13 protein-coding genes and 1 pseudogene are annotated in these 16,164 nt (G+C 40.6%); 10 read left to right on the top strand and 4 right to left on the bottom strand.

What is annotated here, in order from left to right:
* Nucleotides 1–6 precede the first annotated feature (6 nt).
* From RMZ41_RS10980 to RMZ41_RS10970, 3 genes are all read right to left on the bottom strand, one after another.
* Entirely contained in the window at nt 7–930 is a 924-nt protein-coding gene (locus RMZ41_RS10980; protein WP_322642029.1) for a cation diffusion facilitator family transporter, read from the bottom strand.
* Nucleotides 931–1,041: 111 nt separating this feature from the next.
* Nucleotides 1,042–2,208 carry a hypothetical protein gene (locus tag RMZ41_RS10975; protein WP_322642030.1) on the bottom strand — a complete coding sequence of 389 codons (1,167 nt, stop codon included), beginning with the start codon at nt 2,206–2,208 and terminating at the stop codon, nt 1,042–1,044.
* Between the two features lie 317 nt (nt 2,209–2,525).
* Nucleotides 2,526–2,717: a CbtB domain-containing protein gene (locus RMZ41_RS10970; protein WP_322642031.1), complete on the bottom strand. Its 192-nt coding sequence runs from the start codon at nt 2,715–2,717 to the stop codon at nt 2,526–2,528.
* A 280-nt stretch (nt 2,718–2,997) separates the two neighbouring features.
* Here RMZ41_RS10970 and RMZ41_RS10965 point away from each other — a divergent pair, with 280 nt between their 5' ends.
* The 6 genes from RMZ41_RS10965 to RMZ41_RS10940 all read left to right on the top strand — a co-directional run bounded on the left by RMZ41_RS10965 (nt 2,998) and on the right by RMZ41_RS10940 (nt 11,023).
* Nucleotides 2,998–4,305: an Nramp family divalent metal transporter gene (locus RMZ41_RS10965; RefSeq protein WP_322642032.1), complete on the top strand. Its 1,308-nt coding sequence runs from the start codon at nt 2,998–3,000 to the stop codon at nt 4,303–4,305.
* A 94-nt stretch (nt 4,306–4,399) separates the two neighbouring features.
* Nucleotides 4,400–5,083, top strand: coding sequence for a tetratricopeptide repeat protein (locus RMZ41_RS10960; RefSeq protein WP_322642033.1), 684 nt, complete (start codon nt 4,400–4,402; stop codon nt 5,081–5,083).
* A 503-nt stretch (nt 5,084–5,586) separates the two neighbouring features.
* Nucleotides 5,587–8,706 (top strand): efflux RND transporter permease subunit, encoded by a 3,120-nt coding sequence (locus RMZ41_RS10955; RefSeq protein ID WP_322642034.1) that lies wholly within the window; start codon nt 5,587–5,589, stop codon nt 8,704–8,706.
* A 163-nt stretch (nt 8,707–8,869) separates the two neighbouring features.
* Nucleotides 8,870–9,400 (top strand): hypothetical protein, encoded by a 531-nt coding sequence (locus RMZ41_RS10950; RefSeq protein WP_322642035.1) that lies wholly within the window; start codon nt 8,870–8,872, stop codon nt 9,398–9,400.
* A gap of 369 nt (nt 9,401–9,769) precedes the next feature.
* Nucleotides 9,770–10,099, top strand: a complete 330-nt coding sequence (locus tag RMZ41_RS10945) for a DUF190 domain-containing protein (RefSeq protein ID WP_322642036.1) — start codon at nt 9,770–9,772, stop codon at nt 10,097–10,099.
* 9 nt (nt 10,100–10,108) lie between these two features.
* Nucleotides 10,109–11,023, top strand: a complete 915-nt coding sequence (locus tag RMZ41_RS10940) for a cation diffusion facilitator family transporter (RefSeq protein WP_322642037.1) — start codon at nt 10,109–10,111, stop codon at nt 11,021–11,023.
* 140 nt (nt 11,024–11,163) lie between these two features.
* Here the strand turns inward: RMZ41_RS10940 and RMZ41_RS10935 are convergent.
* Nucleotides 11,164–11,724: pseudogene (locus tag RMZ41_RS10935) on the bottom strand (MBL fold metallo-hydrolase); the annotation flags it as partial.
* Between the two features lie 917 nt (nt 11,725–12,641).
* Here RMZ41_RS10935 and RMZ41_RS10930 point away from each other — a divergent pair.
* From RMZ41_RS10930 to RMZ41_RS10915, 4 genes are all read left to right on the top strand, one after another.
* The gene (locus RMZ41_RS10930; protein WP_322642038.1) at nt 12,642–13,457 is read left to right on the top strand and encodes a CemA family protein; all 816 of its coding nucleotides are present in this window, start codon (nt 12,642–12,644) and stop codon (nt 13,455–13,457) included.
* Nucleotides 13,458–13,584: 127 nt separating this feature from the next.
* The gene (locus RMZ41_RS10925; protein ID WP_322642039.1) at nt 13,585–14,049 is read left to right on the top strand and encodes a DUF2808 domain-containing protein; all 465 of its coding nucleotides are present in this window, start codon (nt 13,585–13,587) and stop codon (nt 14,047–14,049) included.
* Between the two features lie 355 nt (nt 14,050–14,404).
* Complete coding sequence (locus tag RMZ41_RS10920; RefSeq protein WP_322642040.1) at nt 14,405–14,893, top strand: DUF2808 domain-containing protein; 489 nt, start codon at nt 14,405–14,407, stop codon at nt 14,891–14,893.
* Nucleotides 14,894–15,144: 251 nt separating this feature from the next.
* Nucleotides 15,145–15,576 carry a DUF2808 domain-containing protein gene (locus RMZ41_RS10915; protein WP_322642041.1) on the top strand — a complete coding sequence of 144 codons (432 nt, stop codon included), beginning with the start codon at nt 15,145–15,147 and terminating at the stop codon, nt 15,574–15,576.
* Nucleotides 15,577–16,164 lie beyond the last annotated feature (588 nt).

The raw sequence follows: 16,164 nt of genomic DNA, 5'->3' as shown, positions 1-16,164 counted from the left end.
GAGTTGTCAATGTTTGCTCTGCTGCTTGCTCCTCCGCTCCAACTCTAAATCATCCCAGGAGGTAGGGTCTTCCAAAGGTTCTAAATGTGTTGTCACGCTGGTTAGAGGTAATGCTTGGATAATGGCAAGCTCAATCGCCTCGCACAAATCATGCCCTTGTTGCACTGTCCAAGCTCCAGGCACAAGAACATGGAAGGAGACAAAGCGGCGGGTTCCAGCAATGCGAGTTCGCAGTGCATGGAACTGGATACCTTGAGGTTTGTATTCGTTTAGAATTCCGAAAATTGTGTCAATTTCTTCTTTGGGCAAGGCAGTATCCAGTAGCCCTAAACCAGTTTCCCGCAGCAAACGAAATCCTGTCCAGACAATATTTGCTGCTACCAATAGAGCGATAATTGGGTCAAGCACTAGAGCGCCTGTTACTTTGACTAGAACAATTCCAATGACTACACCCCCTGAAGTCCAGACATCGGTAAACAGGTGGTGAGCATCAGCCCTTAGCGTAATGGAACGTAACCGCCGCCCCGCCCGCAGCAAAATAAAGGCAACAATGCCGTTGACTGCCGTTGCCAATAGCGAGAGTGCTAATCCTAATCCCAGCCCAGTTAGCGGTTCTGGATGCAACAAGCGCCCCCAAGCTTCAAAGGCTATGATGATGGCTGCCACTATAATCAACATACCCTCGGCTGCACTGGAAAAGTATTCAGCTTTGGAATGCCCAAAGGCGTGTTCTGCATCGGCTGGTTTGGCTGCATAAGTCAATGCCCACAGCGCCACCAATGCTGCCACAAGATTCACACACGATTCAATGGCATCTGAAAGCAGCCCTACTGAACCAGTTAGCAGGTAAGCCCCAAACTTCAGGGCAATTGTGACGACTGCCGCTGAAATCGATAAGAAAGCATAGGAGCGAGCTGTTCGACTACTCATTAAGGTTAAGCAACAGAGATAAGCGAGCTAACAGTAACAAATCTTGCTTACACCTTCATCATCCCTAAGATGACTACCGAGAGCTTTCTATACTAAATTGGGAATAAAGTACTAGCTTGCCCTTACTTTTGGTGTTCGCCGCTGTTGTATTAGCAATCCTATTGCCATACCAATACCGACAATGGCAGTAAAGTAGAATAAACCAATCAACCGGATATACATTGGTGGTGCAATTCCCTCCACTTCTACCTCTTGGGCTACTTTCACCTCAGAAAATTGACGACTAGAACCAGGGTTGGGAGTTGCTGACACCTCAACTTTGTGAGGTGAGCCATCAAAAAATTGTTCTAGCCATGTTAACTTGCCTTCTGCGTTCGGAATCCCTTTGTAGGCAAAAACTGTAAAATCATGTTCTAGGGCGATCGCTTTGACTTGCAACGTGACATCTTTAATAGGTAGACCTGTTGCGCTATCCTTCACCTGCACTGTTAGATTAGCAAGTTTGCCTACAGTTGCGTTTTTATCTCCTTCAAGGCGGACTGATAACCCCTGTGATTTCTGGACTGAGGGTGCAATAGCTTTGGTAGTGCTATTGTGTTCGCTGCCATGAGCTTCTGCAACTTCTGCACTAATGTTAATAAACAATAGAGTTACTATAGCCACTACTGTCAAGGCACTTAATAGCAAACGCACTGAGGTTGGTGCAATTTCTCCTTGTCGCAGTTCTTCTTGTCCACCGATAACCCAACCACCCAACAATCCAACTGATAGTAAAATAGCCGCGACAATAGCAAAATATTTATACTTGACTGGATTTTCGTGGACATTTAGATTCAAAGTTTGCTGATATGGAGCAAAAGCGTTTGCTATCAAGGGTGATACATTCACCCGTAGTTGGTAGTTACCACGAATCGGTAATATCTGCTCAAATTCTAGCTTTCCATCAGGTGCAGCCGCATCCATTTGCAGCAATTTTGTTCCTTCAACAATCGGAAAATCTGTTGTTAACCAAGGATGGGGCTGTGGTGTCAGAATTTGTAAACTGATTAAAGCATTTTCTAAAGGTTTATCCACAGCATCAACAGCTTGTAGCGTTAGGGTAACAGGAGACTGTTGTTTTTGTGCTTCTGCTTCAAAGGGAAGAATATGCTCTAAAGGTGGATTAGTAGAAAGTAGCACTCTGGGTGCAGGAGTTTGAGAAATACCTACAAAGGAATAAAGAATTGACAACACGATGCAAACAGTACCAATCGCCCCAAACAGTCGATATTTTTTCATAAAGCCTTGCCTTCTGTGTGCAAAATGCGTATCTTTTGCGACCGATACCTTGACAGCGGTAAATGAACTCATTCCACCTAATAATGCTTCTGTTGATTAAAGGTAGAAAAATTACAGTCAAAAAATAGGTGATAAATTAAACATGCTATCAAATCAAGCTAAGACAATGTAGAAATCATCAGCGAAGCATGTCTACAAATCTAAATTGATTTGGTAGTAAAAACATTGGCGCGAAAGCCGCGCCCTATAATGTCCTTAATTTGTTGGGCGTTTTAGTAAAGTTGAATGCATCTAAAAAATTTCAGACTTATGATGATTTAGTGACATGCAACGCCTAAAGTGTGGTGACGTACTGAGTGAGCTGTATTGTGAACCGCAGGATAGGTAGAGAACAACACAGTCCAGATGACTAAAGAAGATAGCAGCATGTAAAGAGTTACTTGAACAGGCTTGGATAGGGTAACACCTGCGGTCTTTTGCAATACTGGATTAGAAGAAAAAGTAGTCATTTTTGACCTTCCATAGTTAAATTGGCTAGTTCATTAATCAAGGCACTTTGCTACTTGATTGCAAAAACATATACGCTCGGACTTGTTTTGACAATGGTGTATAAAATGTGTTAAGCAATTTGACTTGACTAAATCTTCACAAAAATATTTTTGAGAGCAATTCCAAATGCTCTTTTTTATGCCTGAGTGCATAGATGAATATCTATATTGAGTATATTGATATTTCTGCCAGATTTTTTGACATTATGAGAGAAATATGAAAAAATCTCCGACAGAATAGATGACTATCCCAGAAAACAAGCCCAGTCTACCAGAAGTTCACCGCAGCATCAGAGTACCCAACAGCAAGAGCTTTTGGCGCAAAATGCTTGCTTATGCAGGGCCAGGATATTTAGTTTCAGTGGGATACATAGACCCAGGAAACTGGGCTACAGACATCGCTGGGGGAGCTAAGTTTGGCTATACCTTGTTGACAGTCATTCTGATGTCCAACCTGATGGCGATATTACTACAATCGCTATGTGTGCGTTTGGGCGTTGCTACGGGGCGAGATTTGGCACAGGCTTGCCGAGACTATTTCAATCCAAAAGTTAACTTTTGTTTGTGGGTACTGTGTGAGATTGCCATTGCTGCTTGTGACTTGGCAGAATTATTAGGAAGTGCGATCGCCTTGCAACTTTTATTCGGCATTCCTTTAATATGGGGTGTATGCATCACTGCGTTGGATGTCCTAGTATTGTTATTTCTGCAACATAAAGGCTTTCGTTATACAGAAGCCTTGGTAATAATGCTGGTAGCAACCGTAGGAATCTGTTTTACAGCGGAAATACTGTTCTCCCGACCTGATATGGGCGGAATAATGTTTGGATATCTGCCCAAAGAAGAAATTTTACAGAATTCAGAAATGCTCTACATCGCTATTGGTATTTTAGGGGCAACAGTGATGCCTCATAACTTATATTTACACTCTGCAATTGTGCAAACCCGTGATTGGCAACCTACTAATGAAAAAAGATGGGAAGCAATTAAGTTTGGCACAATTGATTCAACTTTTGCTTTGTCATTAGCACTGTTTATCAACTCGGCGATTTTAATTATCTCTGCTGCAACATTTCATTTTTCTGGTAATCAGAATGTAGCAGAAATTCAAGATGCTTACAAACTGCTTTCACCATTATTGGGCGTTAGTGCTGCTAGTGCAATTTTTGGGATTGCCTTACTTGCATCTGGTCAAAGTTCAACATTGACTGCAACCCTGGCTGGGCAAATTGTAATGGAAGGCTTTTTACAATTTCGCCTTCCGTCATGGTTACGGCGTTTAGTTACCCGTCTGCTTGCCATCATCCCAGCGTTAATTACAATTATTATATTTGGAGAACACAGCACAAGTCGTCTTATAGTTCTCAGTCAAGTTATCCTCAGCTTGCAGTTACCGTTTGCAGTGATTCCTTTGGTGATGTTCACAAGTAACCGTCGCTTAATGGGTGAGTTTGTAAATCCGTTATGGCTTAAATCTTTAGCTTGGGGAGTTGCTACTGTTATCGTTGGGCTGAATGTTTGCTTGCTATTACAAAGTATTTTGGGCTAGCTGGGTTTCAAGCTTCAAACCGCTTAGGATGGATCTAGTCGAGAATAATCCTGTGCATCTGCTTTGATCTGTCTGACATGGAGAAAGTCAAGCCATGAACTACATTCACAAATCTGTAGCCATCCTGGGAATAATAAGTTGCGTACTGAGTGGAATACCTGTTGCTGTCCTTGCTGCACAAGAACCACAAACGCGCATCCAACAGATGAATTTTCAGGAATACTATAACCAGGGTGTGCAAAAGCTTGAGCAAGGCAACTTCAACGGTGCAATAGAAGATTTTAATCAGGTAGTACAGTTAAATCCCAGATACTACGAGGGTTTTTGCCTGAGAGGATTGGCAAAGTCTCAATTAGGAGATTTTAAAGCAGCCGTTACCGACTTTGATCAAGCGCTGCGGCTAAATCCCAACCATACAGATGCTTACAACAGTCGGGGAACTGCTCATGCAGAACTAGGAAGCATTCAAGCTGCAATTACCGACTTTAACCAGGTAATAAGAATTGATCCGAAGTCTGTAGATGCCTACTACAATAGAGGCTTTCTGAATTATAGACAGGGAAATCACAAGTTGGCGATCGCAGATTTTAACCAAGCACTACAAATTAACCCCAACTTAGCTGATGCCTACGGCAACCGAGGACTTGCTGAATACGCTTTAGGCGATCGCAAAAATGCCATTAATGATTTAGAGCAAGCTGCAAGTCTGTTTCAACGGCAAGGAGATACTCTTCGGTATAAGCAAACACAAGCTCTTCTTCAGCAGATTCAGATGTAACCAATTCAAATAATTGTCAAACCCAACTTTTCAAAAAACCTTACGAAATAGTTGGGTTATTCAATTTTGTTATCGAATTGTTGAGGAAACTATGGGCTGCTTTAGCTCAATTTTTTCCAGTTATTACCGCCATTTTGTAATTGAAAGACATTATTGATAGTCTGCTGATTTAGCTCATACGCGCCAAAGGGTAACACCCGCTTGTGTTGTCACTTTCTCTATTATTTTTCCCCTGGCGATTGAATTGTCTGACAAGTGGGACTTGGGTATGACGACCGAGTTCGACTTTAATAAAAATTCTGACATTAGGTCATCTTACCGTATTATCAGTCCCATCTCCCCCGAAAAAAATCGCTTCCCGAAGGGACAGACGTGAGGCAACTTTAAGTTGAAGCTAAAAATTTCATCTCAATTTCATCTTCATTTGGGAGAGTAGGTAAAGTACTTGATCTTTAAGCTTACTTAGCTGCACAGCAAGCAGACATCCCTTAAAACATTTAAAAATGCTTGATTATATTGTTAAATGGTCGATCGCTCAACGCTGGCTAATAGTTATTGCTTCCATCCTCATATCTGTTTGGGGCTTTCTCGTCCTTACGCAAATGCCACTGGATGTATTTCCCAACTTTGCTCCACCGCAAGTGGAAATTATGACCGAAGCTCCAGGACTTGCAGCAGAAGAAGTTGAATCCCTAGTCACCCGACCAGTAGAAAGTGCCATTAACGGTACCCCAGGACTGGCAGCATTGCGTTCTTCCTCGGCTGTAGGTCTTTCGGCTGTGAGAGCGACTTTTAGCTTGGATACAGAAATTTACCGCGCCCGCCAATTGGTAACGGAACGGTTGCAACAAGCACGCAGTCAACTACCGCAAGGTGTAGAAGATCCAGAGGTTCTTCCCGTCAGTTCCCCTTTAGGATGGACTATCAAATACGCCTTTACCTCTGAAACCACTCCAATAATGGAGGTATGGCGTATTGTCAACTGGCAAGTGAAGAACCGCCTGCTGGCTGTCCCTGGTGTAAGTAATATCGTCATCTTTGGTGGGGATGAGCGTCAGTATCAAGTGTTGGTTAACCCAGATAAACTGAAAGCGTTTAATGTTTCCCTCGATGATGTCACCAAAGCAGCACAAGCAGCCAACGCCAATGCACCAGGGGGATTCTTAATTACTCCTGACCAAGAGACATTGGTGCGAGGGGTAGGGCGGATTGAATCTATCGAGCAGTTGAAAAAATCAGTAATTAAAGCCAAAAATGGCACGCCAGTTCTGTTAGAACAAGTGGCGGATGTGCAAATCGGTGCAGCACTCAAACGCGGCGATGGCAGTTTTGCGGGTAAAAAAGCGGTAATTTTGACAGTCAACAAACAGCCAACAGCAGATACGCCAAAAGTAACGAAGGCGGTTGAGACAGCAATCGAGGAAATTCAAGCCGGTCTGCCCAAAGATGTCAAAATTACAACTACTTTCCGTCAGGAAGATTTTATCGAAGCCTCGATCAAAAACGTCGAAGAAGCTTTGCGTGATGGTATTATCATCGTTTCCGTCATCCTGATTCTGTTTTTGATGAATTGGCGCACGGTAATCATTAGTTTGAGCGCCTTACCCGTGTCCTTATTATTAGGAATGATGATTCTGAACTGGACAGGACAAGGCATCAACACCATGACTTTGGGCGGACTGGTGGTGGCTATTGGTTCAGTGGTGGATGATGCCATTGTAGATATGGAAAACGTCTACCGCCGCTTGCGGGAAAACCAACTAGCAGGTAATCCCATTCCACCTCTGCAAGTTGTCTTTAATGGTTCAGTTGAGGTGCGGGTTAGCGTCCTCTTCGCCACAATTATTATTGCAGTTGTCTTTGCACCGATTTTCGCCCTCTCTGGTGTGGAAGGTCGAATTTTTGCACCAATGGGTTTAGCCTATCTGCTGTCAATTGCTGCTTCCACCCTAGTAGCGCTGACATTAACTCCAGCTATGTGCGCCCTGTTGCTAACGAATACAAGATTACCCAGTACAGAAACTTGGTTGGAAAAACAAGCCCATAAAGTTTACCGTCCAGCTTTGAAATTTTCAATTCGCCGCCCCAAAATTGTTTTGGGAATGGCGATCGCTGGCTTTGTGGCTTCATTGGTAATTATGCTGGGTTTAGGGCAAGTTTTTTTACCAGAATTCCAAGACCGCTCTTTGGTGGTCGCCGCAGTTTTAATGCCTGGTCAATCTCTGGATGCGACTAATCAAGTAGGGATAGCGATCGAAGAAGCTCTGAAAAAAAATCCTGGGGTTGAAACGGCTCAATTGCGCTCTGGACGAGCTCAGGGGGATACTGAGGTGGCTGGTGTAAACGGGGCAGAAATAGATGTCCAACTCAGCGAGGAGGGGGCAAAAGATCGAGAAGAAACAATTGAAACGATTCGTAAAGAATTTGAAAAAATCCCCGGAGTCGTTCCCAATATCGGCGGGTTTATTTCGCACCGGATGGATGAGGTACTCTCAGGTGTACGGAGTGCGATCGCTGTGAAAATTTTTGGCCCCGATTTGGAACAACTCCGCACCCTTGGTCAACAAGTACAATCAGCTATGGGCGGGGTTTCAGGTCTAGTAGATTTGCAACTGGAACCGCAAGTACCGATTAAACAAGTACAAATTCAATTTGACCGCGATGCAGCAGCCCGCTATGGTTTAACTATTGGCGAATTGTCAGAGGTAGTAGAAACTGCACTGAATGGGCGAGTCGTTTCCCAAGTCTTGGAGCAACAACAAACCTTTGATATGGTGGTTTGGTTGCAAGAAAAATACCGTAACAATATTGAAATTATCGGTAATTTGCTAGTTGATACACCCAACGGACAAAAAATTCCCTTAGCCCAAGTCGCAAAAATCAACTATGGTACAGGCCCCAATACCATCAACCGTGAAAACGTCTCTCGTTATATTGTCGTATCCAGCAACGTGGGTGGACGAGATTTAGGTTCTGTAATTAAGGATATTCGGGAGAGAGTTAAGCAACAGGTGCAATTACCCGCTGGATATTTTATTGAATACGGTGGTCAATTTGAAGCGCAAGAGGGAGCGACGAAAACTTTACTTTCGGCTGGGGTATTAGCTTTTATTGCGATCGCACTTATCCTTTACTTTGCTGTTAAATCAATCCCTGCAACCATCATGATTTTAATTAATTTGCCTTTGGCATTAATTGGTGGTGTGATTTCCATAGCCTTGACAAGTGGCATCATTTCCGTAGCTTCAATGGTAGGATTTATTACTCTATTTGGTGTAGCAGCACGTAACGGACTTTTGTTGGTTGAGAACTACAATGCCAGATTAGCAGAAGGACAACCTTTACCGCAGGTTTTGATGGAAGGTTCGATGGAACGCTTAGTTGCTATTTTGATGACAGCATTGGCTTCAGCATTGGGTATGGTACCACTGGTAATTGGTAGTGGTGCAGGCAAAGAAATTCTTCAGCCACTAGCCGTTGTAGTATTAGGTGGATTGTTTACCTCTACTGCTTTAACCCTGTTAGTACTTCCAGCTTCCTATGTGCAGTTTAGGAGATTTTTGGTGCCGAGAAAGGCTGAACCAATTATTCAACCAGAAATTACACGAGAAGCCAGAGCCTAGTAAAGCTTGGCGGAATTTGAAATGGGCTACGCTTCACTACGCTAACAGAATTAAGAATTAGGAATTCCTATACCCCAAGGGTTTCATTGATTTGAAATGGGTGGTTTACTTACAACGTGCTGTATTAGTTTTTAATTCACAAAACATCAAGGAGTTTGAATTAATGAAATTTCTGAAGACCAGTTTAGTAATTGTTAGCAGTGTCGGATTAATCTTTTTGGGTGCTTGTAATGGTGGGAATCAAGCTGCTAACTCGGAAAGTGCTACCAAGACTGCAACTACAGAAACAGCTGCCAAAACTGAACCCGTTTCTAAAACTGGAGAAGCGCATAATGAAAACGACGGTCATGCTCATGATGAAAAAGGCGATCAATCTAATAATGGAGAGCATAAAGGTCAAGTTATAGAGTCGGGCAAATATCATTTAGAGTTCAAACAAAATATAGAAAAAGATTCTACTCATTTAGATGTGAGCGTACACGGTGAGCAGGACAAAGCAATTACTGATGCCAAGCTCACGGCTCAAATTCAGCTACCAGATGGCAGTAACAAAACCCTACAACTTCCTTATAATACCGAGGAAAAGCAATACACAGCAAAGCTGCCTGCAACTGCAACGGGAGAGTATAAAGTTGTTATTCAAACGGATGTAAAAGGTGAAAAATTTAATGGCCGCTTTACCTTTAAACGATAATCCGAGCAATTGAAGAAGAATGCAGAATTCAGAATGGCCTACGCCCCGCTGCGCTAACAGAATTCAGTAATCTTGATACTCTCTGTGAGACAATGCCCATAGCTTGCTTCTGGGCAGAAAGAAGTACGCAGACTAGCTCTAAGGGACTGACAAATAAAAGAATATCCCACTCTTCACAGTCAACACTTTGGCTGACCACAGTCCGCAACTTCAAGCAGGATAATTTATTTCTTGGAATTCCCTAAGCGTTCGCGCAGCGTCTCGTAGAGAAGCTATTAGTGGGGGATTCAAACCCGCCACTGATTGTTTTGTTCGTAGCTTGCGTCACGTAGTGTTCGCAAAGCGTCTCACCAGTATAGGAAAAGCTATATGACAACATGGAAACAATTAACAATTTATGTTAGCGAGTTGGATTGTTGGGAGCATCAACCCCTTCATCAAGTTCTGCTCGGAATGGCTCGCAGACAAAGATTAACGGGAGTAACAGTGGTGCGGGCAATTTCTGGATATGGCAAACATGGCGTTTTTCGTACTCTAAATCAGCTAGACCCATCTACTGAGTCATCTGCACTACCGCTTCTCGTTATGGTTATTGATAGTGAAACTGCAATAACCGAATTTTTTTCCTCGGTCAAACATATACTTAAAGACAAGTTTGTTACTTGTCAAACCATAGAAGTTCTCTCCACCGGAGTCTGAAAAACAGTCATGTCTCATAATCATAGTCACGGACACGACCACGGTGGGAGTAATTACAACCGCGCCTTTGTTATCAGTGTTGCCCTCAACACTGGTTTTGTCGTCATTGAGGCAACCTATGGCATTGTTGCTAACTCCCTTGCCTTGATTGCTGATGCAGGTCACAATTTGAGTGATGTTTTGGGTTTACTACTTGCTTGGGGAGCAAGCATCCTCGTCCGTCGTCGCCCGACATCACGTCGCACTTACGGGCTGCGTCGTTCTTCAATTTTGGCTGCGCTTTTAAACGCCGCTTTTCTCCTAGTTGTTTCTGGCGGTATTGGCTGGGAAGCAATTCAACGGTTTCGTGAACCTGCTCCGGTAGCAGGGGGAACGGTAATTACAGTAGCAGCTATAGGAATTGTCATTAACACAGTAAGTGCCTTGATGTTCTTATCGGGGCGTAAAAGTGACTTGAACATCAGAGGCGCATTCTTACATCTAGTTGCAGATGCTGCGGTATCTGTAGGGGTTGTACTAGCTGGTATTGCAATTATTGCTACAGGTTGGCTGTGGTTTGATCCGGCGGTGAGTTTGATTGTTACTGTGGTGATTGTAGCTGGCACTTGGGGACTTTTGCAGGAATCCTTGAATTTAATTACAGATGCTGTACCAGCAGGAATAGAACCTTCGGCTGTCCGTACTTATCTAACTGAACTCCCAGGCGTGGCTCAAGTTCACGACTTGCATATTTGGGCAATGAGTACCACAGAAACAGCACTCACTGTTCACCTTGTCATACCAGCAGGTTATCCCGGTAATACTTTTTTAGCACGGGTAGTCCGTGAGCTTCACGACAATTTCAGCATTGAACACCCAACTATTCAGGTGGAGACAGGCGATCCTAGTTACCAATGTCCTTTTGCTCCTGATAACCTAGTTTAATTCAATTGTTAGGTATTTAGTAACGGGTACACTCTTAGCTACATCTACTAGTCATTCGTCTTTCTCAATAAAGCTTCCCCATTCGCATCAGAAACACCAAGTATTACTCCTACATTTGAGGGATCTTCCAGGTAAAAACCTACTATATGACCTTGATAATCGTGACCAGGATACACAAAGGTTTCGTCTGGTAATGTAAATAGCCGTTGTGTCACCGAGTCATATAAAATTCCCGCATCACCGCTTTGAAAATCTGTTCGCCCACAACCTCGAATAAATAAAGCATCTCCTGTGAGAACGTGAAGCTCCTTTGGAGCCACTTCGCTAATGCTATTGACTAAGTAAGCCGTATGGCTATCAGTATGACCTGGTGTGGCGATCGCCTCGATGGTTATGCTTCCTATGTGCAACATTTCTCCATCTCGAATAAACTGATTAGCACAGTCTGCCTAAGCATTTTCTGGCAGTACCCCCAGGCAAAGAGTCAATTCCCGCAGTTTTGAAGTTCCTGTAATGTGGTCTGCGTGGATATGGGTTTCCAGACAATACCGGAGTGTGAAGCCAAGCTCCTGAAGAAGATGGTAGTCACGTTCAACTTGTTCCAAAACTGGATCGACCAGAACTGCTTCTTGTGTATTGAGGTCAGCAATTAGGTAAGTATAAGTACAAGATTCGCGGTCGAATAATTGCCGAAAAAACATCTATAGCTCTCCTAATACACTAATCTATGCAATTGACTCCGGGTGAATTCTCTTGTGGTGGAGATATTAGTACAGTTAAATTCAACTGCTTTCCCACGCAGCAAGCTGTTCTTTATGGACTAGACCAGCATTTTATCTAAATTGCTCTCGCCTGTAGTGGAAGCTTGAGTGAAACTAGGGATAATATCGCCTAATCGCAGAAACATAACACAAATCCTGCGGTGTAAAGATAAACGTTCAGCCTGTTGCTAAATAGTCATCGTGAGTGCATTGTTATACTTCTTTCTCTACGTCCAGGCTTGGGTTCATTCACTTGGTTTAAGAACCTGGGAGCCTGTGCATCGCTTAACTGATAAAAGACTAGAGGCTCTATTGTTCACAGATTCGATTAACTGAGACCTATCGCTTCAAAAACGTCGTTGACCATTGACAGACGAAAACGTAACGCATTGAGACTAGTTAGGTATAAGGTGTCAGAGAATCCCTAAAATATTTTGACTTTAGGATTTACAGCTTGAAAGGTGGCAGTTTGTTGATGTTTCTTTTCTCTCTAATATATTAACATATCAGTCACAGATGAACTGAGTTTTTTCAACAATAAAATATGAGTCCTATATATCAAAATTTATTTATATGTAAATTTATTGATAATAATTATAATAAATTTTGGTTTTATACTCCTAATTTTAAAGTTTAATCCGGCTTTTTGTTTATGTCGTGTTTAGTTAGCTCAAAGAGTCTGATTTTTTATTAGTAAATTTTTATTCTTCGATGATTTATTTCATCCTAATTTCATCTTGATTATATATAGTAAATTTTAGGAGCTTATTCCTTGGCTTTGCTCCACACTATTTTCAGGCTTTTTATTTCAGCCACAACGGTAATACTAATAGCCTGACTTTATCGAACAAATGAGAATGAAACCTAATCTAAAATCTCAACAACCTAGCTTTGTTCCTCGGTCGATACTACAAACTTTAAACAAGCTAAAACAATCACTAGAGCCAAATGCGGAGCATAAGGTTGTTGAAGAGTTTCGCGCTTCTCGTCAGAAAACAATTAGTTCTCTCCGTTATTTGTTAATTCTATTTATTGTTCCATTATTAGTGAATAATCTGTTTAAAACATTTTTAATCCAACCTTTGATTGATAAATACTGGAGCCAAGAACCATCAGAAATTTTCTTAAATTCTTCTCAGGAAGAAAGAGCCTTAGCTGAATTGAAAAAATTTGAGCAGAAAATTCAGTTTGAAGTACTGCTGAGAAAAGCTCCAGAACTTTCTTCAAATATTGTAGAACAGAAGGTCAAAGATAAGGCTATTGCGTTATCTCAAAAATACAAAACTGAAAGTATTGATGCAGTTGCTAACGTATTTGCAGATATACTTTCATTATTGTCATTTATTATATTATGTGTCTTTGGTAAGCAGCAGCTTATCACTATTCAATTTTTTAGTGCTGACTTAATTTATGGCTTAAGCGATTCTGCAAAAGCTTTTTTCATTATTCTCGCTACTGATATCTTTGTCGGCTATCACTCTACCTATGGTTGGGAAATAATTTTAGAAAACACCTCAAAGCATTTTGGTCTTCCAGAAAATAGAAGTCTGATTTCACTATTCATTGCTACTGTCCCAGTTGTCATGAATACAATTTTCAAATATTGGATTTTTCGCTACGTCAACCGCAGTTCTCCTTCAGCCGTGGCTACCTACCATAGCATGAATGAATAATTTTCCCAAACCAGCCGAAATTTCATCTTGATTTCATCGTGACCTGTCAAACTCATAATGTAAAGGTTCATTCAATAAGCAAAAGCATGTAGCTTATTTTACATAAATTTTTACTTATAAATTCCAGATGAAGAAAACATTGATTTACACAAGTACAGTGTTTGCTCTTGCCACTACAGCTTTCATTTCCCTTAGTCATGCAAATGCTAAGGAGACTAATATTGATAATAATTTGCAATATCCTGTTAATAGTTGGCGGCTTGTAAAACATACTTTTCGGTTAAACATCCCTCAAAACAACAACCCTCTTTCCCAACTTATTATTGAAACTCCATCTACTGTAGCAGTGAGTAATAGCATTGATGTCTTCGATGCAAATGATCAGAAAATTAATACTAATATCTCCGTGAATGGCAAACAAATTATTATAGATTTCCCTAAAAAGGTTATTTCTAACACTAAACTCTTAGTTAATTTTAATCAAGTTCAACAACCAGTGACAGGCCCAGCTTCTGTATACCACTTTTCAGCGAAGGTTGTTGGTAGTGAAATAGAGATCCCCATTGGTGTAGCTCAATTCCCTACATTTTAATCCTTAATTTTTGACAATCATCAAAAATTTCATCTTGATTTCATTTAGACCTGCCAAACTGATCAATAAAGGTAGTATACCTTTTGGACTTCAATCGGTAAACAAGTTAATGGTAATATTTCTAACTTCCTTTAATTAACGTGTAAGCGTAGACTGACTTTTCATAGAAATTTTTGAAAATGTTGGTATTACAAGGTGTAAGAGTGTAAAAACTTAAAACCTAATCTTTTTTTCACCTTGTGAAAAGTAAGAAACGTAGAAGGTAGTTAATTTTAGTTTTACCAGATTGTTACGTATTGATTTATCACAGGTTCATTTTGATTTGCTGACATTAATAATTAAGTGAGGAGTAAACATGAAGAAAGTTCTAATTTACGTTGCTATATCTACTCTAGCTGCTGCACTTTTAATTCCTGCCAACTATGCAAGTGCCAATGAAGAGGATGGTAATGTTCCTCATGTTGATGGTAACTATCAATTTCCTCAGACTCGCTGGTCGCCTGTTAGACATACTTTGCGAGTACACGTTCCCAAAAATAGCAAGAGTGTTTCGCAGTTAAAAATTAAAGTTCCAAATACTGTCAGATGGAGTTATGATACTAATAATGTTGTTATAAACGAAGAGAATGGTCGAAAAATTAATACTAATATTTCTGTAAATGACAAAACTATACTGCTAGCTTTTGCCGAACCAATTGTTCCTAATACTAAGCTAAAGATTGACATCAAGAATGTCAAACAACCTTTTCGTGGTAATGGCCCTGTCTACCATTTATCTGCTAATCTTGTTGGCATTAATGCAGAAATACCTATAGGTGTAGCTAGATTTCGTGTAAATCCTTAAACTTAGCGCTATTCAATAAATAAACCTCCTGACATTTAACTTATCTCTAAGTTAAATGTCAGGATATTTTTGATTTTTTAAACCCAATTATCAAATATTATTAATTATTCAATAATCTTCAATAATTGCATCTAATCACTATATTTAAAATTTTACTTAACATAAAAATATTTCATTTCTATTTCATCAATACCTTTCACAATTATAGATATAGAGGTAATTAACCGATTAAGAAAACAAGGAGAATATTGATGAAAAAGCTGATTTACACCATTGCCTTTACCTTAGTTATTGCATCTTCAGTTCCTACTGCTTGGGCAAAAAATCCAAACGATGCTAAATTTTCCCATCTAGGAAATAGTGCTGCTGTTCCTAATAATGCCCGTACCCTAGATGCTGCTCATAAGTTTGATGTTTATGTCCAAGGTAAAGCTCTTTCAGAATTAACGATTGATTTACCAGAGGGAGTAAGTATTGATAAAGGAATTGAAGTCGAAAATAAACTAGGTCAAAAAATTCCGACAACGGTTTCCATTAACAACAGAAAAGCTACTGTAGCTTTTTCGGAACCAGTAGCCCCTGGTACAAGCATATCAATTCGTATGAAAGGAGTTAACACTCCAGATTATGAGAAAACTTGGCATTATCCGGTATCTGTCAAAAGGGTTGATATGAAAGAATAAATTCCACTTGGTTTAGCCCGAATTCAGACTTACGGTGGCTAGAACGACACCATCTACGTTGGTAAACTGCGTAATACTTTTGCTTTCTAAAACGGCTAGCCTAACAGATAATGGTTAATATTTATTAACTATTAGCTATTATCATTTGGAAAAGTTTTAGCTCGCCTGCGGACGGGCTTTTATATGGAAAAATGAGCAATTTATTGAAATTTATAATTGATATAAATAAGGGCTATTTTCTCTAGGGTGGTATATCAAAAATAATACTTATTTGTTAGTACATAAACGAAGTCAAAACCCTAGCTTTTGATTTGTGTATTGTGGTTTGGGTTAAGTGCAATTAGAGATTTTCTGAGCTGACTTAAGATTTCATCATTATCTGTCAGAATAAAAAATAACTTAGTAGACTTATTGCAATTAGTTAGACTTCTTAATTTATCTAACTGAGTATCACTCACACCAATTGAGCAATGGGATGTACTGAGTTTTTCTTAGAGATTATCTACTGCTAATACCAATTTAATATGAAGCTGCATATAATAGGGAGAAGCCAACTCCTAAGTTTAAATAGCCATGAGCCGCCCGTTT

This window comes from Nostoc sp. DedVER02 (assembly GCF_034530675.2).
GTDB lineage: Bacteria > Cyanobacteriota > Cyanobacteriia > Cyanobacteriales > Nostocaceae > Nostoc.
The sequence above is the reverse complement of the archived record's forward strand: the minus strand, read 5'-3'. Positions and strand labels throughout refer to the sequence as shown.

Excerpts from the sequence above, each read along its gene's own strand:
- RMZ41_RS10980 (WP_322642029.1), bottom strand. The coding sequence starts at position 930 with ATGAGTAGTCGAACAGCTCGCTCCTATGCTTTCTTATCGATTTCAGCG.
- RMZ41_RS10970 (WP_322642031.1), bottom strand. The coding sequence starts at position 2,717 with ATGACTACTTTTTCTTCTAATCCAGTATTGCAAAAGACCGCAGGTGTT.
- RMZ41_RS10965 (WP_322642032.1), top strand. The coding sequence starts at position 2,998 with ATGACTATCCCAGAAAACAAGCCCAGTCTACCAGAAGTTCACCGCAGC.
- RMZ41_RS10945 (WP_322642036.1), top strand. The coding sequence starts at position 9,770 with ATGACAACATGGAAACAATTAACAATTTATGTTAGCGAGTTGGATTGT.
- RMZ41_RS10950 (WP_322642035.1), top strand. The coding sequence starts at position 8,870 with ATGAAATTTCTGAAGACCAGTTTAGTAATTGTTAGCAGTGTCGGATTA.
- RMZ41_RS10915 (WP_322642041.1), top strand. The coding sequence starts at position 15,145 with ATGAAAAAGCTGATTTACACCATTGCCTTTACCTTAGTTATTGCATCT.
- RMZ41_RS10975 (WP_322642030.1), bottom strand. The coding sequence starts at position 2,208 with ATGAAAAAATATCGACTGTTTGGGGCGATTGGTACTGTTTGCATCGTG.
- RMZ41_RS10940 (WP_322642037.1), top strand. The coding sequence starts at position 10,109 with ATGTCTCATAATCATAGTCACGGACACGACCACGGTGGGAGTAATTAC.
- RMZ41_RS10925 (WP_322642039.1), top strand. The coding sequence starts at position 13,585 with ATGAAGAAAACATTGATTTACACAAGTACAGTGTTTGCTCTTGCCACT.
- RMZ41_RS10955 (WP_322642034.1), top strand. The coding sequence starts at position 5,587 with ATGCTTGATTATATTGTTAAATGGTCGATCGCTCAACGCTGGCTAATA.
- RMZ41_RS10960 (WP_322642033.1), top strand. The coding sequence starts at position 4,400 with ATGAACTACATTCACAAATCTGTAGCCATCCTGGGAATAATAAGTTGC.
- RMZ41_RS10930 (WP_322642038.1), top strand. The coding sequence starts at position 12,642 with ATGAAACCTAATCTAAAATCTCAACAACCTAGCTTTGTTCCTCGGTCG.
- RMZ41_RS10920 (WP_322642040.1), top strand. The coding sequence starts at position 14,405 with ATGAAGAAAGTTCTAATTTACGTTGCTATATCTACTCTAGCTGCTGCA.